Source organism: Enterobacter sp. HSTU-ASh6 (assembly GCF_026319105.1).
In the GTDB taxonomy this organism is placed as follows: domain Bacteria; phylum Pseudomonadota; class Gammaproteobacteria; order Enterobacterales; family Enterobacteriaceae; genus Enterobacter; species Enterobacter sichuanensis.
This window is the reverse complement of record NZ_WSPD01000007.1, coordinates 111623-132513: the sequence shown is the minus strand read 5'-3', so window position 1 is coordinate 132513 and position 20891 is coordinate 111623. Positions and strand designations below refer to the sequence as shown.

General features: G+C 56.5%; 22 protein-coding genes. 6 read left to right on the top strand and 16 right to left on the bottom strand.

Going from position 1 to position 20891, the window contains the following annotated elements:
• Window positions 1-25 precede the first annotated feature (25 nt).
• The gene (gene phoR / locus GM298_RS10765) at window positions 26-1321 is read right to left on the bottom strand and encodes a phosphate regulon sensor histidine kinase PhoR (RefSeq protein ID WP_025756209.1); all 1296 of its coding nucleotides are present in this window, start codon (window positions 1319-1321) and stop codon (window positions 26-28) included.
• A gap of 21 nt (window positions 1322-1342) precedes the next feature.
• Entirely contained in the window at window positions 1343-2032 is a 690-nt protein-coding gene (gene phoB, locus GM298_RS10760) for a phosphate response regulator transcription factor PhoB (RefSeq protein ID WP_008503265.1), read from the bottom strand.
• Window positions 2033-2219: 187 nt separating this feature from the next.
• Between phoB and sbcD the strand changes: the two genes are divergently transcribed.
• Together sbcD and sbcC are read left to right on the top strand one after the other, a co-directional pair.
• Window positions 2220-3425: an exonuclease subunit SbcD gene (sbcD, locus tag GM298_RS10755; RefSeq protein ID WP_266154096.1), complete on the top strand. Its 1206-nt coding sequence runs from the start codon at window positions 2220-2222 to the stop codon at window positions 3423-3425.
• A complete protein-coding gene (sbcC, locus tag GM298_RS10750) occupies window positions 3422-6553 on the top strand; it encodes an exonuclease subunit SbcC (RefSeq protein WP_266154095.1) in 3132 nt (1043 codons plus the stop codon). The genes sbcD and sbcC overlap by 4 nt, the downstream gene beginning before the upstream one ends.
• Before the next feature lie 98 nt (window positions 6554-6651).
• On the opposite strand, the gene mak is transcribed toward sbcC, so the two are convergent.
• Window positions 6652-7557 carry a fructokinase gene (gene mak / locus GM298_RS10745; protein WP_032672414.1) on the bottom strand — a complete coding sequence of 302 codons (906 nt, stop codon included), beginning with the start codon at window positions 7555-7557 and terminating at the stop codon, window positions 6652-6654.
• Window positions 7558-7680: 123 nt separating this feature from the next.
• Here mak and rdgC point away from each other — a divergent pair, with 123 nt between their 5' ends.
• Window positions 7681-8595 (top strand): recombination-associated protein RdgC, encoded by a 915-nt coding sequence (gene rdgC, locus GM298_RS10740; RefSeq protein WP_025756213.1) that lies wholly within the window; start codon window positions 7681-7683, stop codon window positions 8593-8595.
• A 40-nt stretch (window positions 8596-8635) separates the two neighbouring features.
• Here rdgC and ppnP read toward each other — a convergent pair whose 3' ends face one another.
• The 5 genes from ppnP to GM298_RS10715 form a co-directional block, all read right to left on the bottom strand.
• Window positions 8636-8923, bottom strand: coding sequence for a pyrimidine/purine nucleoside phosphorylase (gene ppnP, locus GM298_RS10735; RefSeq protein ID WP_025756214.1), 288 nt, complete (start codon window positions 8921-8923; stop codon window positions 8636-8638).
• A gap of 71 nt (window positions 8924-8994) precedes the next feature.
• Window positions 8995-9672 (bottom strand): AroM family protein, encoded by a 678-nt coding sequence (locus GM298_RS10730; RefSeq protein WP_008503271.1) that lies wholly within the window; start codon window positions 9670-9672, stop codon window positions 8995-8997.
• Window positions 9673-9909: 237 nt separating this feature from the next.
• The gene (yaiA, locus tag GM298_RS10725) at window positions 9910-10101 is read right to left on the bottom strand and encodes a protein YaiA (protein ID WP_008503272.1); all 192 of its coding nucleotides are present in this window, start codon (window positions 10099-10101) and stop codon (window positions 9910-9912) included.
• Between the two features lie 44 nt (window positions 10102-10145).
• On the bottom strand, window positions 10146-10670 hold the full coding sequence (gene aroL, locus GM298_RS10720; protein WP_094918613.1) for a shikimate kinase AroL: 525 nt from the start codon (window positions 10668-10670) through the stop codon (window positions 10146-10148).
• 144 nt (window positions 10671-10814) lie between these two features.
• A complete protein-coding gene (locus GM298_RS10715) occupies window positions 10815-11273 on the bottom strand; it encodes a YaiI/YqxD family protein (RefSeq protein ID WP_045285205.1) in 459 nt (152 codons plus the stop codon).
• Window positions 11274-11370: 97 nt separating this feature from the next.
• Here GM298_RS10715 and proC point away from each other — a divergent pair, with 97 nt between their 5' ends.
• Entirely contained in the window at window positions 11371-12180 is an 810-nt protein-coding gene (gene proC, locus GM298_RS10710; protein ID WP_025756217.1) for a pyrroline-5-carboxylate reductase, read from the top strand.
• Window positions 12181-12196: 16 nt separating this feature from the next.
• On the opposite strand, the gene adrA is transcribed toward proC, so the two are convergent.
• From adrA to GM298_RS10680, 6 genes are all read right to left on the bottom strand, one after another.
• Window positions 12197-13300, bottom strand: a complete 1104-nt coding sequence (gene adrA, locus GM298_RS10705) for a diguanylate cyclase AdrA (RefSeq protein ID WP_025756218.1) — start codon at window positions 13298-13300, stop codon at window positions 12197-12199.
• 102 nt (window positions 13301-13402) lie between these two features.
• Complete coding sequence (gene psiF, locus GM298_RS10700; RefSeq protein ID WP_047957859.1) at window positions 13403-13723, bottom strand: phosphate starvation-inducible protein PsiF; 321 nt, start codon at window positions 13721-13723, stop codon at window positions 13403-13405.
• An 89-nt stretch (window positions 13724-13812) separates the two neighbouring features.
• Window positions 13813-15228 carry an alkaline phosphatase gene (gene phoA, locus GM298_RS10695; RefSeq protein WP_045285203.1) on the bottom strand — a complete coding sequence of 472 codons (1416 nt, stop codon included), beginning with the start codon at window positions 15226-15228 and terminating at the stop codon, window positions 13813-13815.
• Window positions 15229-15327: 99 nt separating this feature from the next.
• On the bottom strand, window positions 15328-15588 hold the full coding sequence (gene iraP, locus GM298_RS10690; protein ID WP_045285202.1) for an anti-adapter protein IraP: 261 nt from the start codon (window positions 15586-15588) through the stop codon (window positions 15328-15330).
• A 154-nt stretch (window positions 15589-15742) separates the two neighbouring features.
• The gene (locus tag GM298_RS10685; protein ID WP_095449279.1) at window positions 15743-16957 is read right to left on the bottom strand and encodes a multidrug efflux MFS transporter; all 1215 of its coding nucleotides are present in this window, start codon (window positions 16955-16957) and stop codon (window positions 15743-15745) included.
• Between the two features lie 168 nt (window positions 16958-17125).
• Window positions 17126-17809, bottom strand: coding sequence for an extensin family protein (locus GM298_RS10680; RefSeq protein ID WP_266154094.1), 684 nt, complete (start codon window positions 17807-17809; stop codon window positions 17126-17128).
• Window positions 17810-17912: 103 nt separating this feature from the next.
• Between GM298_RS10680 and ddlA the strand changes: the two genes are divergently transcribed.
• Complete coding sequence (gene ddlA, locus GM298_RS10675; RefSeq protein WP_095441172.1) at window positions 17913-19013, top strand: D-alanine--D-alanine ligase; 1101 nt, start codon at window positions 17913-17915, stop codon at window positions 19011-19013.
• On the opposite strand, the gene GM298_RS10670 is transcribed toward ddlA, so the two are convergent.
• Window positions 19010-19246: a DUF2754 family protein gene (locus tag GM298_RS10670; protein WP_025756225.1), complete on the bottom strand. Its 237-nt coding sequence runs from the start codon at window positions 19244-19246 to the stop codon at window positions 19010-19012. The two genes, ddlA and GM298_RS10670, sit on opposite strands and share 4 nt — an antisense overlap.
• Window positions 19247-19495: 249 nt before the next feature.
• Between GM298_RS10670 and GM298_RS10665 the strand changes: the two genes are divergently transcribed.
• Complete coding sequence (locus GM298_RS10665) at window positions 19496-19795, top strand: DUF2755 family protein (RefSeq protein ID WP_045285199.1); 300 nt, start codon at window positions 19496-19498, stop codon at window positions 19793-19795.
• Here the strand turns inward: GM298_RS10665 and GM298_RS10660 are convergent.
• The gene (locus tag GM298_RS10660; RefSeq protein WP_025756227.1) at window positions 19792-20889 is read right to left on the bottom strand and encodes a DUF1615 domain-containing protein; all 1098 of its coding nucleotides are present in this window, start codon (window positions 20887-20889) and stop codon (window positions 19792-19794) included. The two genes, GM298_RS10665 and GM298_RS10660, sit on opposite strands and share 4 nt — an antisense overlap.
• Window positions 20890-20891 lie beyond the last annotated feature (2 nt).

The window sequence follows — 20891 nt, the reverse complement described above, 5'->3', positions numbered from 1 at the left end:
GAAAGGTAAAATGACACACCGGCTGTCAGGCGATCTTTTTGGCAATTAATCGTTCCGGGATCACGAAGCTGAAGCGGGTTCCTTTACCCAGCGTGCTCTCGATATCGAGACGGCTTTCGTGGTGATTCACCGCATGTTTAACAATTGCCAGCCCCAGGCCGCTTCCTCCGGTCTGCCGCGAACGCGCTTTATCCACGCGGTAGAAGCGCTCGGTGAGACGCGGAATATGCTCCGGCGCGATACCCGGCCCGTTGTCCTCCACGCTAAATTCGGCTCCCGTCGGGGTATGGTGCCAGCGCACCACGATGTCCGTCCCTTCCGGCGTATGATTCACCGCGTTATACACCAGGTTAGAAATGGCACTACGCAGTTCATCTTCACTGCCCAGCACCTTTAGCGTGTTGTCGACCTCAAAGGTCAGGTGATGCCTGTTGTGGCTTAAGGTTTGCGCTTCACCCTCCACGACCCGCAGCATCATTGGCACATCGATGGTGTCATTCAGCGCAAGCGTTGGCGCGGCTTCAATCTTCGAGAGCGTCAGCAACTGCTTCACCAGGCCTTCCATCCGGTGCGTTTGCTCGCGCATGGTGTGCAGCGCTTTCTCGCGCGGCGCACCTTCAAGCGTTTGCTCCTGCATCATCTCCAGGTAGCCCTGAAGCACGGTCAGCGGAGTCCGCAGTTCATGGCTGACGTTTGCAAAGAAGTTACGACGCGCCCCCTCCAGCTGGTGCATCTGGGTGACATCGCGCGCCACCATCAGCCACTGCTTATCGCTGTAGGGCATCACGCGGATTTCCAGATGGCGACCGTTATTGAGCTTCAGATTGTGCGGTCGGGTAAAATCACGCTTTTTCAGGTACAGCGTGAACTCGGGATAGCGCAGAAGGTTGAGGATATTCTGGCCATTATCATCCGGCCAGCGCAGGCCCAGCAGCTGTTGCGCCAGACCATTACACCAGAAGATGGTCCCTTCTTCGGTGGTCAGGATGACCGCATCCGGCAGCGATTCCGCACCGCTGCGAAAACGCTTAATCAGGCTTCCCAGCTCGCGGCGGCGCTTTTTATTACGCATCTGCATCTGATGCAGACCGTACAGCAGCGGCTCCCAGCTGCCGCTTCCCGGCGGCGGCGTCATACTGCGGTCAACCCACAGCCACCAGGAGAGGCGCAGCAGGTTCCAGAAATGCCAGATCAGCAGCCCGGTGACCGACGCCAGCAGAAACCACGGCAGGTGTCCAAGAAAGGCCCCCAGAATGAAGGCCGGAATACAACATAAGATCAGTTCAAAGACGAGCCTTTTCCATGACAGACGTTCCAGCACGCGTCACACTCCTGTCATTGTTCAGAAACGGGTAGAAAAACGATAACCCGTGCCGCGGACCGTCTGCACCATGCGATCGTGGCCGCTCAGTTCCAGCGCTTTTCGCAGGCGGCGGATATGTACGTCAACCGTCCGGTCTTCGACATACACGTTAGTTCCCCAGACGTTATTCAGCAACTGCTCGCGGCTGTAAACGCGTTCCGGGTGAGTCATAAAGAAGTGCAGGAGTTTAAATTCGGTAGGCCCCATATCGAGGGGATTTTCACCGGTCATTACGCGGTGTGAGGTGGGGTCAAGGCTCAGTCCCTGCATCTCGATCACCTCTTCCACCGCCATCGGTGAAATGCGGCGCATCACGGCTTTAATGCGGGCCACCAGCTCTTTCGGTGAAAACGGTTTGGTAATGTAGTCGTCCGCGCCGGTCTCCAGACCGCGCACGCGATCCTCTTCTTCACCGCGCGCCGTCAGCATCACCACCGGGATGTCGCGGGTCAGCGCTTCACGCTTCAGGTGCTTGATAAACTGCAGTCCGGAACCGCCGGGCAGCATCCAGTCCAGCAGAATCAGATCGGGCCAGGGTTCATTCAGCTGGTTCACTGCGCTGTCATAATCTTCCGCTTCAACCGGCTGGAAGCCATTTTGCTCGAGCACGAAGCACACCATTTCACGAATTGGAGCTTCATCTTCTACGACCAGAATACGTCTCGCCATACTTTGCCCTGTCTTATCTTATGTACGTTACAAGTTTGTAATTCGGCGCCATTATGCGTCAGATTTATGACAGATTTATGAAAAACAGTACCACGACAATAGCCAAACTGTTGTTTTATTACAGCGGTTATTTTCCCTTCCCTGAAGGTTTATAATCCTGCTTTCTCTTTTTTGCCACGGATCAGCTATGCGCATACTTCACACCTCGGACTGGCATCTGGGTCAAAATTTTTACAGCAAAAGCCGTGCGGCTGAACATGACGCGTTCCTGAACTGGCTGCTGGAAATGGCCCAGGCGCATGAGGTGGACGCGATTATTGTGGCGGGTGACATCTTTGATACCGGTTCTCCCCCCAGCTATGCGCGAGAACTGTATAACCGCTTCGTGGTGAATTTGCAGCAAACCGGCTGTCATCTGGTGATTGTCGCCGGTAACCATGATTCCGTCGCGACGCTCAACGAATCCCGCGACATCCTGGCCTTTCTTAATACCACCGTCGTCGCCAGCGCCGGGCACGCCCCGCAGATCCTGAAAAAACGGGACGGTACACCTGGGGCGGTACTGTGCCCTATCCCGTTTTTACGTCCCCGCGATATCGTGCAAAGCCAGGCAGGGCTGTCAGGCGCACAAAAACAGCAACATCTTTTACAGGCCATCACCGAGTATTATCACCAGCAGTACGCCGAAGCCTGCGCCCTGCGCGGCGAACAGCCGATTCCGGTGATTGCGACCGGGCATCTCACCACCGTCGGGGCCAGTAAAAGTGACGCCGTTCGTGACATCTATATCGGCACGCTGGACGCCTTTCCGGCGCAAAACTTCCCGCCAGCGGACTACATTGCGCTTGGGCATATCCACCGCGCGCAGGTTATCGGCGGCTGCGAACACATTCGCTACTGCGGCTCCCCCCTTTCACTCAGCTTCGATGAAACGGGTAAAGCCAAATCCGTGCATCTGGTGAGCTTCTGCGACGGAAAACTCAGCGCCGTCGAGACGCTGGACGTTCCGGTCACTCAGCCACTGGCGGTGCTGAAAGGCGATCTCGACGCCATTACCGCCCAGCTGGAGCAGTGGCGCGATGTCGAGCAGGATCCCCCCATCTGGCTGGACATCGAAATCACCACCGATGACTACCTGCATGATATGCAGCGAAAAATCCAGGCGCTGACTGAAGATCTGCCGGTTGAAGTCTTACTGGTGCGCCGCAGCCGCGAGCAGCGCGAGAAAATTCTGCTCAGCGCCCGGCGTGAAACCCTCAGCGAGCTGAAGGTAGAAGAGGTGTTCGAACGCAGGCTTTCGCTGGAGGAGATAGACGACGCGAAGCGCGCAAGGCTCAGCGAGTTGTTCTCCCATACCCTGCATGCGCTCAATGATGAGGATGAAAACGCATGAAAATTCTGAGCCTGCGCCTGAAAAATCTCAACTCCCTCAAGGGCGAGTGGAAAATTGACTTTACCGCTGAGCCCTTTGCCAGCAACGGACTGTTTGCCATTACCGGTGCGACCGGGGCAGGCAAAACCACCCTGCTCGACGCCATCTGCCTGGCGCTTTATCACGAAACCCCACGTCTGAGTAAGGTTTCTCAGGCGCAAAATGATCTGATGACGCGCGACACCGCCGAGTGTCTGGCCGAGGTTGAGTTTGAGGTAAAAGGGACGGCCTATCGCGCTTTCTGGAGCCAGAACCGGGCGCGCAATCAGCCTGACGGCAACCTGCAGGCGCCGCGTGTGGAGCTGGCGCGCTGCGAAGATGGCAAAATCCTGGCCGACAAAGTGACGGATAAGCTGGAGCAAACTGCCGCCCTCACCGGGCTGGACTATGGCCGTTTTACCCGCTCAATGCTGCTCTCTCAGGGACAATTTGCCGCCTTCCTCAATGCCAAACCGGGCGATCGGGCTGAACTGCTGGAAGAGCTGACCGGCACCGAGATCTACGGCCAGATCTCCGCCATGGTCTTTGAGAAACATAAATCCGCTCGCAGTAGGCTTGAAAAGTGTGAGGCGCAGGCGGCGGGCGTCGTGCTGCTGAGCGAAGAGCAACAGCAGCAGTTACAGCAAAGTTTGCAGGCACTTACTGACGAAGAGAAAACCCTGCTGGTACAGCAGCAAACCCAGCAGAAAGATTTTCAGTGGCTTACGCGCCATGATGAACTGGTGCGCGAGCAGCAGCGTGTCACCGCGATGCAGCAGCAGGCGCAACAGGCGCTGACGGACGCTGCGCCTGAACTGGCCAAACTCCAGCTTGCTCAGCCAGCCGCCCAGCTCCGCCCGCTTTGGGAACATCTGCAGGAGCAAACCGCGCGTCTGACGCAAACCCGGCAGCGAATTATCGAAGTAAATACTCGCTTACAATCCAGAACCGCGCTGCGTGCGCGGATCCGCAATACCGCTCTGCGTAATCACGCGCAGCTTCAGACCGAACTGACCGCACTGGCGCAGTGGCTGGCGGAGCACGAACGCTATCGCCTGTTGGGCCAGGAAATTGCCGGCTGGCGCGCGCAATTCAGCCAGCTGACCCGCGATAAAACGCACATCGCCACCCTTGCCGCACGAATGGCTGAGCTACGCCAGAAGCTGGCAGAGATGCCGGAAAACACGCTGACGCTGACCGCCGATGAGGTGAGCGCCGCCATGGAGCAACAGTCCCGGACGCGCCCGCTGCGCCAGCGGCTAACGTCGCTTCATGCGCGCTATCAGCCACTGCAAAAACGTCTGCTTCAGAATGCGCAAATCCTGCAAAAAGCCCAGGCGGAACAGGCGAAGCTCACTGAAACGCTGACGCTGCGCCGCCAGCAGTACAAAGAGAAAAACCAGCACTATCTCGATTTGAAAGCCCTGTGCGAAACCGAAGCGACAATTAAGAAGCTGGAGCATTACCGTTCTCAACTTGAGGCAGGCAAACCCTGTCCGCTGTGCGGCTCCAGCGAGCATCCTGCCGTGGAGACATACCGCTCGCTTGAACTGACGGATAATCAACGCCGCCGTGATGCCCTGGAAAAAGAGGTCGCCTCGCTTAAAGAGGAAGGCCTGCTGGTGCTGGGACAGGTCAACGCTCTCACTCAGCAGATCCAGCGTGAGACAGACGACGCGCAGACGCTGTCGCAGGAAGAGCAAGCGCTCGCTAAAGAGTGGCAGGAAACCTGCGCGTCCCTGAATGTCGCGTTAACGATTCAGGACGATATCGCGCCATGGATGAATGAGCAGGAACACTACGAACGCCAGCTTTATCAGCTCAGTCAGCGTCTGACCCTGCAAAACCAGCTACATGAACAGGAAGCACAGGAGCGGCAGTATCAGCAGCAGCTGACCAGCGCGCGACAGGCGCTGGAGCACACCCTGTTCTCATTATCACTTAACGTCCCGGAAGAGGGAGATGAAGCCGCCTGGCTGCAGGCCCGTGAGGCTGAATTCGCCCAGTGGCAGGAGAAGCAAACGCAGCAGGGTGTGCTTCAGGAACGAATGAACGCTCTGCAGCCGCTGCTCGACGCGCTGCCGGTAAGCCCTGGTGAAGACACTGAAGCGACTATTCCGGATGACTGGCGCGCCATCCACGACGAGTGCGTGTCGCTGCAAAGCCAGCTTAGTGCACAGCAGCAGCAGGAAGCGCTGGAGCAAGCGCGCCTGCAGCAGTCGCAGACACAATTCACCGCAGCGCTCTCCGCAAGCTGTTTTGCCGACCAGGATGCGTTTCTTGCTGCGCTGCTGGACGAAGCCACGCTTCGTCACCTCGAACAGCTGAAACAGACGCTGGAAAACCAGATCCAGCAGGCCGCGGCGCTGTGCGGACAAGCTAACCAGCAGCTGCAGTCTCATCTGGCGCTGCGGCCGGAAGGGCTCGACACCGACGCGCCCACGCTGCAAACCCAGTTGCAGCAGCTGGCGCAACAGCTTCGGGAAAACACCACCCATCAGGGCGAGATCCGCCAACAGCTTAAGCAGGACAGCGACAATCGGCAGCATCAGCTGGCATTGATGCAGCAAATTGAAGAGGCTGCGCGTCTGGCAGACGACTGGGGATATCTCAACGCGCTTATCGGCTCCAGCACCGGCGACAAATTCCGTAAGTTTGCGCAGGGGCTGACGCTGGACAATCTGGTCTGGCTTGCCAACCAGCAGCTTAACCGCCTGCACGGGCGCTACCTGCTGCAGCGTAAGGCCAGTGACGCGCTGGAGCTGGAAGTGGTCGACACCTGGCAGGCGGATGCGGTGCGCGATACCCGTACCCTCTCCGGCGGCGAGAGCTTCCTGGTCAGTCTGGCGCTGGCGCTGGCGCTTTCCGATCTGGTGAGTCACAAAACACGGATCGATTCGCTGTTCCTGGATGAAGGGTTTGGCACGCTCGACAGCGAAACGCTGGATACCGCGCTGGATGCGCTTGATGCGCTGAACGCCACCGGAAAAACCATCGGCGTGATCAGCCACGTTGAGGCGATGAAAGAGCGTATTCCGGTGCAGATCAAGGTGAAGAAGATTAACGGGCTGGGGTATAGCAGGCTGGATAAGGTGTTTGCGGTGGAATAAATGGTGGGATGGTGCGGTCTGGTGCCCTCACCCTGGCCCTCTCCCACAGGGAGAGGGTACAAACATTAAAAACGGCAACTTGCGTTGCCGTTTTGCGTTCATTCCGGCCACAGCCACGCCGCGCCGCGCACGCCGCTGGAGTCACCGTGGACAGCTTTGCGGATAGGGGTTTCACACTCGCCACCAAAGACCCACTGCTTCACCAGCGTCGGTACCGTGGCGTACAGCCGGTCGACGTTGCTCATGCCGCCGCCCAGCACAATCACGTCCGGATCGAGAATATTCACCACATGCGCCAGAGATTTCGCCAGACGCATTTCGTAGCGGCTCAGGGCCAGCTCCGCCACCGGATCCTGCTCCTCGACCAGACGCATGATCTCGTTGCCCTTGAGCGGCTGACCACTCAGACGATGGTAGTCGGTCGCAAAACCGGTGCCGGAGATAAACGTCTCAATACAGCCCTGTTTTCCGCAGTAGCACGGGACTTCAGTGCGGTATTTGAGTTCGTCTTCATCCATCCACGGTAACGGGTTATGCCCCCATTCGCCTGCGGTGCCGTTACCGCCGATATGGGCGCGACCGCCAAAGGCCACGCCCGCGCCGCAGCCGGTACCAATAATGACGGCAAACACGGTCTGGGCGCCGGCTGCCGCGCCGTCGATGGCCTCAGAGACCGCCAGACAGTTAGCGTCGTTAGCCAGACGCACTTCACGGTTGAGGCGCGCGCTTAAATCTTTATCAAATGGCTGGCCGTTGAGCCAGGTCGAGTTGGCGTTTTTAACCACCCCGGTATACGGTGAGATCGACCCTGGGATCCCCATCCCGACGCTGCCGGTTTGCCCTGTCGCCTGCTCTGCCATCCCGACCAGCGTGGCAATCGTCTCGATAGTCTGGTGATAATCATCGCGCGGCGTCGGCAAACGGTGGCGGAACAGCTGCTCGCCCTGCTCGCTCAGCGCGATGACTTCGGTTTTGGTGCCGCCCAAATCAATCCCAATACGCACAAGACTCTCCTCATTATTTTGATTATCAACAGAGTAGAAGCACGCTTCCCGATTAGCAATGCAAGCGATGCGACAATTCGTTATCATGCCCGCTGATTTAACGACAAGGCCGTGGAAATTATCATGCTGTGGTTCAAAAATTTGATGGTTTACCGTCTCAGCCGCGACGTTTCGCTGCGTGCAGAAGAGATGGAAAAACAGTTAGCCGCTTATACCTTTTCCCCTTGCGGTAGCCAGGATATGGCAAAAACCGGCTGGGTTCCGCCAATGGGTTCACAGAGCGATGCATTGACCCACGCCAGCAGCACGGGTCAAATCATCGTCTGCGCCCGTAAAGAAGAGAAAATTCTGCCCACGCCGGTGGTGAAGCAGGCGCTCGAAGCGAAAATTTTCAAGCTGGAAGCCGAGCAGGGCCGCAAGCTGAAAAAAACCGAAAAAGATTCGCTGAAAGACGAAGTTCTGCACTCACTGCTGCCGCGCGCCTTCAGCCGCTTCAGCCAGACCATGATGTGGATCGATACCGTTAACGGGCTGATCATGGTGGACTGCGCCAGCGCGAAAAAAGCGGAAGATACGCTGGCCCTGCTGCGTAAAAGTATCGGCTCTTTACCGGTCGTTCCGCTGGCGCTGGAGACGCCAATTGAGCTAACGTTGACCGAATGGGTACGCAGCGGTGCGGCGGCGCAGGGATTCCAGATCCTTGATGAAGCCGAGCTAAAAGCTCTGCTGGAAGATGGCGGCGTGATCCGTGCGAAAAAGCAGGATCTGGTGAGCGACGAGATCGCCGTACATATCGAAGCGGGCAAAGTGGTGACAAAACTGGCGCTCGACTGGCAGCAGCGTATTCAGTTTGTGATGTGCGACGATGGTTCCATCAAGCGTCTGAAGTTCTGCGATGAGTTGCGCGATCAGAACGAAGATATCGACAGGGAAGATTACGCCCAGCGCTTTGACGCGGACTTCATCCTGATGACCGGCGAGCTGGCCGCGTTGATTCAGAATCTGGTGGAAGGCCTCGGCGGCGAAGCGCAGAGATAATTCCATCTAACCCTCTCCCCATGGGGGAGAGGGGATAAAATCATTTCAGGTAGCGGCACAAATAAGAGGTCGGTTCAGCGACCTGCAGATGGAACTCACTGTGGCCAGGCACGTTGAAAGCCTGTCCGGCAGCGTAAACTTTCCATTCCGTTTCACCCGGCAGTAAGACGTTCAGCGCCCCGCTGACCACCGTCATCTCTTCCGCTTCCGCCGTGCCGAAGGTGTACTCCCCTTCCGCCATCACGCCAACACTGGCGCGGCCAGTACTGCTGCTGGTAAAACCAATGGATTTCACTTTACCGGAAAAGTATTCGTTACTCTGAAGCATGAACTGGCCCTTATATTTTTAGACAAAAATTCACTATAGGGGCCATGCTCATCACCTGTCACGCAAAATCATTACATCAAAAGCTCCGAGGCCAGGCGAGCCATCAGAACGTTGGATAACAGCACGGGCACATCCAGCGCTTTTTGCAGTAAATCACGGTGGTGCTGGTGGAAACCCAGGCAATCCAGGATCAAGACATCGGCCCCTCTCTCGAGTAACTCCTTCCCGGCGGCAATGAGTTTGGCCTCACTGTCCCAGAAAGGATTGGCCAGTGCATATAAGGGCACTTTTTCAAGTACGTGCCATTTTGCTTCCTGATTGTCCATAAGCTCCTCAATGGGGACAATTACCCCCACCTGATGACCATCAACAATCGAGGCCACCAGCGGCGGTATGATCCGCATCGGCTCCAGCAAAATCGCATTGCGCGCCGTGAGTCCCTTAATGGGTGCGGTACTCATCAGCAAAATCACGTCATAACCCTGATTATCGAGCACTTCTATCACGCCCTGTAGCGATCGCTCGATCTTCTGGCGGGAAACATGCGCCAGTTTACCGTCACTTAATAACGTCGCCAGGGGATCCTCCCCCGCCTCTACAGCGTAGTCTTCCATGACCTCTTCCCGACTCATCTTGCCCAGCAGGCTGAGATGCGTTATCTGTTGTTCAGATACATGCTCGGTTAAGAGCGGTAACACTTCGCTTACAGGGACCACACCAATGGTGAGGATCGCCAACGTTGCCTTCATCTTTATCGCCTTCCATTACTCCAACATCGTGCACACAGGTACAGGCTCACTACGCTGCACAGTTCGTTTTTTCAACAAAACAGCACCAAGCGTAGCAGGTGATCCCGACATCGAAATGTAAAGATCGCCTGCCGATACCGGAGTTACTTGTAATAACTAAATATTAACTCCTGCTTAACTTTCCCGATGAGTAAAAAGTGTGATTCAGGCACGATTCTGGAGCGTTTAGGAAAACATTCAGGTTATGTCGGGATCTTCGTAGCGCCGTTTCGCATCCAGCGCTTCCTGTTCAGTTTCGTGTTCACTGATCAGCGAGTCCGGTTTGGGGTGATCGGCACGCAGTTGATACCAGGTCACGGTATGACCCGTCTGGCCTTTTTCAACGGTAACAATGCGCGCTTCACGCGGATAGGGAGGTCTGGTTGGCATAGCTCATCCTTCTATTATGTCTGAGCTATAAGTATAGACGCCGCTTAGCTGGCACACGCCAATCGCAGGGCGGTAATAATCTGAATCACAACGTCTTCGGGCGCCGCTGACGCATCCACGATGTGATGAGCCGCTTCGCGGTACAGGGCATCGCGTTCGGCCAGCACTTCACTCACCTCTTCGTTGAGCGGTCTGGCGGTCAGCGCCGGGCGTTGCCCCTCTTCCGGAAACGCCTCCAGACGCCCGACCAGGGCCGACACTGGCGCGCTGAGATAGATAACAATCCCCTTTTCGCGCATAAAGCGACGATTACACTCTGCCAGAACAATGCCTCCGCCGGTCGCAATCACCGCTGATGGCGTGGTGACTGCTTTCAGCGCGGCCGTTTCGCGTGCGCGAAAACTCTCCCACCCTTCCTGCTCAACAATGTCAGCGATGGTTTTACCGGCCTCGGTTTGCAGCCAGTGGTCGGTATCCACAAACTGGCGATGACACACGCGTGCCAGCTCCAGACCAACGGTGGTTTTCCCACAGCCGCGGGGGCCAACTAAAAAGATGGGTTGGGTCATAACCAGGTGTTCCCCTTGATGCCGGATGGCTGAAGAGTGTAAAGAAATAATTGCAGAAGATGTTGCGATTACTTTACTGCAAAGCGGTACGGGATGACAACCCTGTGGAGGTCACACTGTACCACAAATTGACAATAATTATCATTACGCAGTACGGCGCTTCACTTCCAGCAGCCATTTATCCAGCTCGGCAGCGAACTGCTGGCGATCGCGCTGGGACAGGCTGTCCGGTCCGCCGGTCTGGACGCCGCTGGCCCGCAGTGTATCCATAAAATCGCGCATCGTGAGCTTTTCCCGAATGGTCGAAGGCGAGTAACGTTCACCGCGCGGGTTAAGCGCCGCCGCCCCTTTCTCCAGCACTTCAGCGGCGAGTGGGATATCCGCCGTGATCACCAGATCGTCCGCGCTGCACAAACGCACAATTTCGTTGTCCGCCACGTCAAACCCCGCAGGAACCCGCAACGAGCGGATGAACCGCGAAGGCGGTACGCGAATATTCTGGTTCGCCACCAGCGTCAGCGGCATCTGAACGCGCTCGGCAGCGCGAAACAAAATCTCTTTAATCACATTCGGACACGCGTCCGCATCAACCCAAATCGCCATATTGTCTCCCCATAATGACTCTGCCGACTATTGTCGCCTGCATTTCGTTGTTAAGCTATCAATCAGAGAAAACAACGCATAATGACGGAGGATCGTGATGGACAAGAAAATCGGGTTTATCGGCTGCGGTAACATGGGCAAAGCCATTCTGGGCGGCCTGATCGCCAGCGGGCAGGTGCTGCCGGGTCAGATTTGGGTCTATACCCCGTCACCGGACAAGGTCGCCGCGCTGCGCGATCAATACGGGATCAACGCCGCCGAAAGCGCGCAGGAAGTGGCCCAGGTCGCCGATATCGTCTTTGGTGCCGTTAAGCCGAACATCATGATCAAAGTGCTGAGCGACATCACCTCCAGCCTGAATAAAGAGACGCTGGTGGTGTCGATTGCCGCTGGCATTACGCTCGATCAGCTGGCGCGCGCGCTGGGCCACGACCGCAAAATCGTCCGCGCGATGCCCAATACCCCTTCACTGGTGAACGCCGGCATGACCTCCGTCACGCCAAACGCCCTGGTGACCTCAGAGGAAGTGGCCGATGTGCTGAACATCTTCCGCTGCTTCGGTGAGGCGGAAGTGATTGCCGAACCGATGATCCACCCGGTGGTCGGCGTGAGTGGTTCTGCCCCTGCGTATGTCTTTATGTTTTTAGAAGCGATGGCCGACGCCGCGGTGCTTGGCGGTATGCCGCGCGCGCAGGCGTATAAGTTCGCCGCCCAGGCCGTCATGGGCTCCGCCAAAATGGTGCTGGAGACCGGCAAACACCCTGGTGAACTGAAAGATATGGTCTGCTCTCCGGGCGGTACCACCATCGAAGCGGTGCGGGTGCTGGAAGAGCGCGGGTTCCGCTCGGCGGTCATTGAAGCGATGGCAAAATGCATGGAAAAATCAGAGAAGCTGAGTAAATCCTGATGACCTCCGCCGGGCGTCAGGCAGCCACTTCGGTGCGGCTGCGCCCGGCATTTTTCGCCCTGTACAACGCGACGTCAGCCGCCTTCAGCCATTCCCGATAATGTCCAAACTGCGGCCCCCAGGGGGCAACGCCTACGCTTATGCGCAGCGCTTCTTTTGGCGCGCACGGTAACGACAGTTTTTCCAGCCGCTCGTGTACCCGGGACATGACGGCGATGGCGCTTTCCGCCGCGGTCTGCGACATAATCACCGCAAACTCATCCCCGCCAAAGCGGCCGATAGCATCCCCTGCCCGCACCGACATCTGCAGCTGGCGCGTAATGGCAATGATCGCCTCATCGCCCACATCGTGCCCCCAGGTGTCGTTGATATTCTTGAAATGGTCGATATCGATCAGCAGTATCGTGGCGGTGCAGTGGTTGCGGCGGCACTGCTCAAATTCATTTCGCAGCAGCATTTCCCAGTGCCGACGATTAAAGACCCCGGTCATGCCGTCGCGGGTACTCATCATTTCCAGCCGCCGTTTATGCTCTGCAAGCCTGACGGCGGTGCGGTGGCTGAGCCAGGCAAACAGCATGGGATAAAGCACGAGTACGGGAAGCGTTAACCCCCACTCCACCGGATCGGGAGTGAAGAAAACTATCCGTCCGGCCAGCGGCAGCGTCACCAGCGCGGAAAGCAGTGTCAGGAAGATCCCCGGAACAAACAAACGACAGCCGCCAGAGCCCATCATATTCATCCCCACCATCATCACCAGCGCGGCGGTGGGCAACGCATTCATCCCCATCAGACCAATCCAGAACCCGGCGATAATGGCATCGATCTTCAGATTGAAGATTTCCTGCTGATGCGGTGAAGCGGCACGACAGGAAAGCTGCCAGGCGAAATGGGGCCAGACGAAGGACCACCCCACCAGTAACAGCCACCAGCCGCCGGGTAAGAAATGGGTGACCAGCATTCCGGCAATGGGAAAAAACATGACTGCCAGCCCGACAGCGCGCGCCAGCCGAACCCGCCGGGCAAACTGAATGCCGGCTCGGTGAGGGTCATCCTGAGAAAGGGTTAAATTCCACTCTTCCCGAATGCGCTTTTTGTTGTAATACGTTTCATCATTCATCATTTTTGGGAATATTCTGAAACATTTTCCCAAATTATAGAGAGGGGGTCTGCGGGGAAAGTATGAAATTTCGGGTGAGCCGCCGGAGCCGCTCACCCGTTAGAACTACACTTTTTTCTTCAGACAGGCACTCATAAACTTGCTGCGGTCGTCCCCTTTCAGGGACTGCTCGGTTGCCTTCGCATTACACTCGCGCATTTTTTGCTGCTGCGGCGTCAGGCTTTTTTCATCGGGCTTCGAAGCACCGTTTTTGAGGCAGTCGCTCATATAGGTCTTACGGGCATCCCCCTTCAGACTCTGAGACGTCGCCTGTTGATTACAGGTGGTCATACGCTGTTGTTGCGGCGTTAACGTTTTCTCTTCCGCGTTCGCTGATGCGACCAGGAACAGACCAGAAAGCAGAGTGACCAGTAATGTTGTTTTCATTGCACCATCCTTTTGTGAACATTCCCTGTAAGTCTGGTTCGTGACAGGAAAAAAACCACCCGGCAGATGTGATTTCCGCCGGGCTTTTATCATTTAAGACCCAGTGCCGCCTTCATGGTGTAGAACAGATCCGTCTGATCGGTCAGCCCGACCACGTTGGCCGCATGTGGGCCGTAGGCGGCAATGCGCAGCTGGGTGCCCGTGTGCTCCATGGACTCTTCTTCCGAGTTGCCATAGCTCAGCACCATGACGGCACCATCTTTGGTGTTCAGCGCCTGCGTCAGGCCCGGGGCTTTGGTATCCGCCGGAATGATCTGGCTGGCGTGCGCATGGTCCGCGGTGACGATCACCAGGGTGTTACCCTCTTTTTTCGCGAACGCGAGCGCCTTCTGCACCGCTTCGTCCAAATCGACCGTTTCGCCAATCTGGCCGCACGGATTGGCCGCGTGGTCCTGCTTATCGATCGACGCGCCCTCTACCTGCAGGAAGAATCCTTTTTCGCTCTTGCTCAGCAGCGAGATCGCTTTATCGGTCATCGCCGCCAGCGTCGGTACGCTGTCAGTGCGTTTCGGGTTAGGCGTACAGGTCACGGCAGGCTTATCGATATTGCCGTGATAAGAGGCTTTTGGCCCTTCCCAGCGCACGGGCATGTTGCCGTCGGAGAAAAGCCCCAGTAGCGGTTTGTCCTGGTTCGCCTCGGTTATCGCCGCCAGAGAGCGGGCATCGCTCACCAGCTGATAGCCGCGAGCCTGTGCCTGCTCGCGCAGCGTTTTGCCCTGCCACTCGCCCGCCGTCGCGGTCTCCGCGAAGGTTTTCGCGCCGCCGCCCAGGGTGACGTCAGGACGCGCATTCAGCAGCTGTTCCGTAATGGAACCCTTGCCGCCTTTTTCCAGCGCGTTCGTGGGGCATTTTTCGCTGGTCACTGACGGGCCATAGCATTTACGGGAGGTGACGTGGGCCACCAGCGCCGCAGGTGTTGCGTCCTGAAGCTCAGCGGTGGAGACGTTGCCGGTTGCCAGCCCTGCTGCTTTTGCCATCTCCAGAATCGTTTGATGATCTTTTTCGTGAATATCGACACCCAGCGCACCATTATAGGTTTTCACGCCCGTGGACCACGCCGTGGCCGAGGCCGCCGAATCGGTTACGTAATCCGGTTTACCGGTTTTTTTATCCAGCGAATAATGGGTATATTGTCCGGTCAGGGGTAATGCGTCGATACCTTTAAAAAAGCCGCCCGCACCTTCAGCATAATTTCGCGCCGCCGTGATTTCGGAATCACCCATTCCATCGCCGATAAGCAGAATAATATTTTTCGCGGGTTTTTCATTAAGCGAAGCGCGAATAGCGGCGGTTTGATCTTCCGACAATCGGCGCGCCCCGCCAGGCTGGGTGATATCCCCTTTTGCTGCACGATTATCCAGCACGCGGGTCTGGTGGGTGTCAGCATAAATGGCAGGGGTAAATAACAGGGGAAGTAATGCAATGAAAAGTGCGCTCTGTTTCAATTTATTTTCTCCATGTACAAATACATAAAAATAAAAACAGAGCGACTATAGGCATCCTGCATGACAATTCTATGACACGTCGTTACGTCCTGTGACGGTTTAGCTGCGCGGATGCCTTAACAGCTTCTTTACGTACTGATGAAGCATCTCTGCATCCTCAACCGGCACCTGCGATTCAGGCCTGACGCTCTCCAGCGCACCTTCCACGCTCTCGATCAACGCCTGTTGCTCGCTTTTCGCCATCTGTCGCAGCAGCGCGGTAACTACAATTTCCAGCGCTTCGACCTGGGCGACCAGCTCTTTTGATTCCTCTTCCTTTTGTGCAAGCTTGACCAGCAATTCCGCAATCAGATTTTTCATCGTGCTATTTCCTTATCAGTTTTGTCTGAAGTTAGCATTCTGAATCGGTTATGCAAAGAGAAGATATTTATTATGGTATGCAAAAGTGATGTGGGCACAAAAATAAATGCCCATCACGACCAGCGAAACGTTTTTCTATTAAAAAGCGAAACGGTTATCTCACCGATTTCGCCTCCGCCATTTGTCTGCGGCGGCGCAGCGCAATTGCCAGCTGGATAATATTGATTAAAACAACCATCGCCGTGGCAGCAAATACCCAACGAAAACCCGCCATCGCCGAAACGGATGCGCCAATAAGCGGACCGGCAACATTCCCCAGATACATAAATGACTGGTTATATCCAAAAATACGCCCGGTCACCTGGTCGCTGGAATATTTGACCAGCAAGGTCTGTACCGCAGGCAACATGGCACCATCGGCAAAGCCGAGCAGAAAACGCAGGACGCCCAGCTGCAGCGGAGAGGTGACAAACGACATGGCGAAAAAGAGCACCACCGCAAAGCAAAGCGTCGCCATCAGAATGCGCGCGGTGCCGATCCGGTCACCCAGTTTTCCAAGACGCGGCGCGGAAATCAGCGCCGATACCCCCGGCACGGCGGCAATCATCCCGCTGAGAAACGCAATATTGTTGCTGTCTGGCTCCATCGATTTAATAAACAGCGCCAGAATCGGCCCCACCGAACCGTTACAGAGCTGGATAACCATGGTGGTCACAAACAGGCTGATCATCAACCCCGGATAAGGCAGCGAGGCGAACACGGCCTTACCGCTCAGGCGTTCAGACTTGCTGATAACCGGGCGGCCACCCTCTTTGATAAGAAAGAGCGTCACCAGAAAACTGATCACCAGCAGAACCGCAGTGATGATAAATACCGCGCGCAGCCCGACATGGTCCGCCAGAAAGCCTCCCAGCAGCGGGCCACCGATAACGCCGCTTATCTGCGCTGTGGAGAGCGTACTCAGCGCCCAGCCGCTCCGCTCACGCGGTACCTGAGAGGCGACCAGCGCCATGGCATTGGGAATATACCCGGAAGTCAGTCCCATCACCGCCCGCAGGAAGAACAGCTGCCAGACGTTGGTGGCAAAGGCCTGCAGCAGAATGGCGATCGCCATCCCGAGCGACGCGCGCAGCAGCATCAGCTTCCGGCCCTTCCGGTCGGCCAGGCTGCCCCACATCGGCGACACAATCGCGGACACCAGAAACGTGACGCTGAAGGTCAGACCGGACCACATGGAAAGCGCTTCATGCGAGGTCACCCCCAGCTGTGAAACGTATAGCGGCAGGAACGGCAAGATCTGGCTGATGGCAAGCCCGGTAAAGAAGCAACCGAACCAGACCGAGATGAGATTAACTTTCCAGGATTCCATAAAGAAACAGTCTTCATTTTTAGGCGAATTCGCCGACAGATTAGCAAGTTACGCGTGTTGACGTCGCACCAGAGATGCGGCCTGACAGACTTTGGTGTTTTATCTTCCCAGTCATCATATTTGTGAAATAAGTCACAATTCATCCATTTTCTGACGGAATATTATGCTTCAGCGGCAGAGCCCAAAACCGCGCATCCCCAGATGAAAGTGGTTGGCATGCGCCGCGTTATACTCCGGCCCCAGGCCGTTCCCGTAATAGCCGCAGCTCGCCGCCAGCATGGCCTTTAGCCAGGGTTGCGTTTTTGCTCCTTTCCAGCCGTTCAGCACCGTGACGCGCTCTCCGTTTGCCAGCCGAAAAGCGGCGATATCCAGCGCCTCCGCCGTGGCATGTTCACTGCGTCGCGCGTCGGGGCGGTGATAAATATTGCGGCAGGCAAAGCTGCCGAGGTGATCGATGCGCGTCAGGTCACTGCCCATAAAGCGTTTTGTCAGTGGCCGGGCCTGCTGGTGGATATAGAGCGCTGAGCCGAGCGCCAGCGGACAGCTGGCAAGGAAACTGCTGTTCAGGCTGACCGGGCCAAAATCGCGCACGCGCACGACGTTGTTAAGCGGGCACGCTCCGCCGCTGTCCACCACCGGCTGGGAGCGGATTAGTGCGCGTTGGTTAGCCTGGGACAGCAGACTCGTGCATGCCTCGGGGGTTAAACGCCGCAGCTTATACTGGGTGATTCGGCCGGGTGGGTCGTCAAGCGTCAGCGGTATGAAAGGGTTGTAGTAAGGCGGCAACCAGTGGTAACCCACCGTTGCGACTGCGATAAGAATCAAAACGGTCAGCAGCGTTTTTACTTTCACTCGCCCCCCTCAACATTCCCCAAAACATTATGGCAGAAGGTCGCGAAACCCGCCGGGCATCGTGGTATGTTATTGGCTTTTCGTCAGACTGGAAGAGAGTGAGATGGCTAAGCAGCGCGTAGGTATTGTCTTTGGGGGAAAATCAGCGGAGCACGAAGTGTCATTGCAATCGGCCAAAAATATCGTCGATGCGATCGATAAAAGCCGTTTCGACGTGGTGCTGCTGGGCATTGATAAACAGGGCCAGTGGCACGTTAACGATGCCAGCCAGTATCTGCTTAATGCCCACGATCCGGCACATATCGCCCTTAATCCTTCGGAAATTAGCGTCGCCACCGTACCCGGCGTCGTGAAGGGACAGCTCATCGACGCAGGTAACGCACAGGCTCTCGCCCAGATTGATGTTGTTTTCCCAATCGTTCACGGCACCCTGGGCGAAGATGGTTCTCTGCAGGGAATGCTGCGCATGGCCAACCTGCCGTTCGTCGGCTCGGATGTTCTCGGTTCCGCCGCCTGCATGGACAAAGACGTCACCAAACGCCTGCTGCGCGATGCCGGGCTGAATATTGCGCCGTTCGTCACCCTGACCCGCGCCAACCGCGACAAACACAGCTTCGCGCAGATTAGCGAACAGCTGGGTCTGCCGTTGTTTGTGAAGCCGGCCAACCAGGGTTCCTCCGTGGGCGTCAGCAAAGTGACAAACGAGGCACAGTTCACCGAGGCCGTCCGTCTGGCGTTTGAGTTCGACCATAAAGTGGTGATTGAGCAGGGCATCAAAGGCCGTGAAATTGAATGCGCCGTTCTGGGCAACGATTTTCCGCAGGCGAGCACCTGCGGCGAAGTGGTTTTAAACAGCGACTTCTATTCGTACGACACCAAATACATTGATGATAAAGGCGCCCAGGTGGTTGTGCCTGCGGCTATCGATCCGGACATCAACGATAAGATCCGGGCGATCGCCATTCGCGCCTATCAGACGCTCGGCTGCTGCGGCATGGCGCGCGTGGATGTGTTCCTGACGCCGGAAAACGAGGTGGTGATCAATGAAATCAACACGCTGCCGGGCTTCACTAACATCAGCATGTATCCGAAACTGTGGCAGGCCAGCGGCCTGAGCTACTCAGACCTGATCACCCGCCTGATCGAACTGGCGCTGGAGCGTCACGCCGCCGACAGCGCGCTGAAAAGTTCCGTAAACGGTTAATCGGCTCTCTTCGCCGTTTCCGTCTCATCCGCTGTCGTCTCTTCAGGACGACGGCGGATAATCAACCCCGCCAGCCAGAAACTGATGACCCAGGTCACCAGCCCAACAGCATAGGTTTGCCACCCTTTTGCCTCAAATCCCAGCAGGCCCACGACACCGTTAAGAATAAAGATGAGCCCGATAGCAAAGGCGTAGTAGTGCCAGTCTCGGCGTAGTTTGGACGTGAGCTTCATAACAACTCCGGCAGGAAAAAAAGACATCCTCTCACAGTTTTACGGTCAGGTCTGTGGCAGATGCGGAAAATCTGAAACGCGACGCAATTTCACTTAAGTGACAAAATTGTGATGTGCTGCAGAAATCGACAATCCAGGAGAATTCCGGCAGGGAAATTACCACGATTCTGATATTGACAAATGCGATGACCTGTCAAACTCACCCCGTAAGAGGCTTATTGAAACAGAGTGATATTTTCGGGAGGTCATATGGCTGACTTTACATTGTCGAAACCGATTTTTGGCGGCAAACCAAAAACCTCCACGGCGGGTAATATCGCTTATGCCCTGTTTGTCCTGTTCTGCTTCTGGGCCGGCTCGCAGCTGCTCAATATGCTGGTCCATGCGCCAGGCGTTTACGAACACCTGATGCAGGTCCAGGACAACGGACGCCCGCGGGTTGAGATTGGATTGGGTGTCAGCACCCTGTTCGGTCTGATCCCCTTCCTCGCGGGGTGTATGATTCTCGGCATGGTGGCGTTAGTTCTGCGCTTTCGCCGCCGCCATTAAAGCCCCATACAGCGAGCCCGGCGGTCATCCACGCGTTTTGCGAACCATGCGGTGGTCAGGTTACGCGTGATCTTCGGGCTTTCCAGCTGGATGCCCGGCAGGATAGCCCTCGGTAGCGTTTTCCCGCTTTTCTTCTCTGCCAACGCAAACACCTTTCTGTACAGATCCGTTTTCTCAAATGCCAGGCTGTCGCCTTTCTCAAGCTGACGGCGGATGTCGCTGTTGCTCATGCCAAGCGTTGTCGATAATTTCCGTACTGCCAGTTCGGTGCTTCCCGCCTCGCTGCTTCCGTAAGCGATGAGATCGCCATCCAGCGCCAGCTTCACGCCGCTTGCGCGGCTGACCGCACTCTGAAATGCCGCATTACGGCTGGCATACCAGCCCGCGTTAAAGTCGGCAAAGCGGTACAGCGGCTCATCGTAGTTCGCCGGGTAGTTCAGCAGATGATATGTGCCAAACCACAGTCCACCGCGCAGGGAGAAGACCTCCTGGCGCACCGTACCGTCGATTTTCCACGGGTAGCCGTCAGTATGCTTCTCTGCGAACGCAATACTCACCTGCATCGGGCCGCCGGTATGCACCGGGTTAAGTGAGCCAAACAGCTTCTGCCCCATCGGCACCATGTTGATGAAATCATCGAAAATGGCGCTGAGCTGTTTTTCGGTTTTCACCGTATCCAGCCGGTCACTGTAGCTTTTGCCGTTCGGCGAGGTAATTTTAAGCGCGGTGTGCACGAGAAATACCGGGATATGCATGGATTCCGCGCGACGGTCGATCTCTTTCCAGGCAATTTTATTCAGGCCCGGCACAACCGGGTCTGACTGATACATCGACTCCTGCTGCGCCACCGCCAGCACCGAGCAGATATTCTCCTCAGTGGGGGCAATCTTTTGGCTCTCAAAGGTTTTTGCCAGCGCGTCTGCCCAGGCGTTGCGATCCTTCACGCTGGCGGGCATTTTCTGCCGTACCACGCTTGCCACATCGACGGGCTTCTCCCCTTTTTTCAGCGGAGCGGCCCCTTTTTCGGCACAGCCCGCCAGGACGAGGGCGGCCAGTAAAGACAACGGTAACGCGCGCGGTACGGCAAAAGACATAG

Coding starts and splice junctions, on each gene's coding strand:
- phoB (WP_008503265.1), bottom strand. CDS start 2,032: ATGGCGAGACGTATTCTGGTCGTAGAAGATGAAGCTCCAATTCGTGAA.
- GM298_RS10730 (WP_008503271.1), bottom strand. CDS start 9,672: ATGAAGGCAACGTTGGCGATCCTCACCATTGGTGTGGTCCCTGTAAGC.
- iraP (WP_045285202.1), bottom strand. CDS start 15,588: ATGAAAAATCTGATTGCGGAATTGCTGGTCAAGCTTGCACAAAAGGAA.
- GM298_RS10670 (WP_025756225.1), bottom strand. CDS start 19,246: ATGAAGCTCACGTCCAAACTACGCCGAGACTGGCACTACTACGCCTTT.
- psiF (WP_047957859.1), bottom strand. CDS start 13,723: ATGAAAACAACATTACTGGTCACTCTGCTTTCTGGTCTGTTCCTGGTC.
- GM298_RS10685 (WP_095449279.1), bottom strand. CDS start 16,957: ATGGAATCCTGGAAAGTTAATCTCATCTCGGTCTGGTTCGGTTGCTTC.
- ppnP (WP_025756214.1), bottom strand. CDS start 8,923: ATGCTTCAGAGTAACGAATACTTTTCCGGTAAAGTGAAATCCATTGGT.
- yaiA (WP_008503272.1), bottom strand. CDS start 10,101: ATGCCAACCAGACCTCCCTATCCGCGTGAAGCGCGCATTGTTACCGTT.
- GM298_RS10665 (WP_045285199.1), top strand. CDS start 19,496: ATGGCTGACTTTACATTGTCGAAACCGATTTTTGGCGGCAAACCAAAA.
- GM298_RS10660 (WP_025756227.1), bottom strand. CDS start 20,889: ATGTCTTTTGCCGTACCGCGCGCGTTACCGTTGTCTTTACTGGCCGCC.
- adrA (WP_025756218.1), bottom strand. CDS start 13,300: ATGATGAATGATGAAACGTATTACAACAAAAAGCGCATTCGGGAAGAG.
- rdgC (WP_025756213.1), top strand. CDS start 7,681: ATGCTGTGGTTCAAAAATTTGATGGTTTACCGTCTCAGCCGCGACGTT.
- GM298_RS10715 (WP_045285205.1), bottom strand. CDS start 11,273: ATGGCGATTTGGGTTGATGCGGACGCGTGTCCGAATGTGATTAAAGAG.
- ddlA (WP_095441172.1), top strand. CDS start 17,913: ATGGCTAAGCAGCGCGTAGGTATTGTCTTTGGGGGAAAATCAGCGGAG.
- sbcD (WP_266154096.1), top strand. CDS start 2,220: ATGCGCATACTTCACACCTCGGACTGGCATCTGGGTCAAAATTTTTAC.
- aroL (WP_094918613.1), bottom strand. CDS start 10,670: ATGACCCAACCCATCTTTTTAGTTGGCCCCCGCGGCTGTGGGAAAACC.
- sbcC (WP_266154095.1), top strand. CDS start 3,422: ATGAAAATTCTGAGCCTGCGCCTGAAAAATCTCAACTCCCTCAAGGGC.
- proC (WP_025756217.1), top strand. CDS start 11,371: ATGGACAAGAAAATCGGGTTTATCGGCTGCGGTAACATGGGCAAAGCC.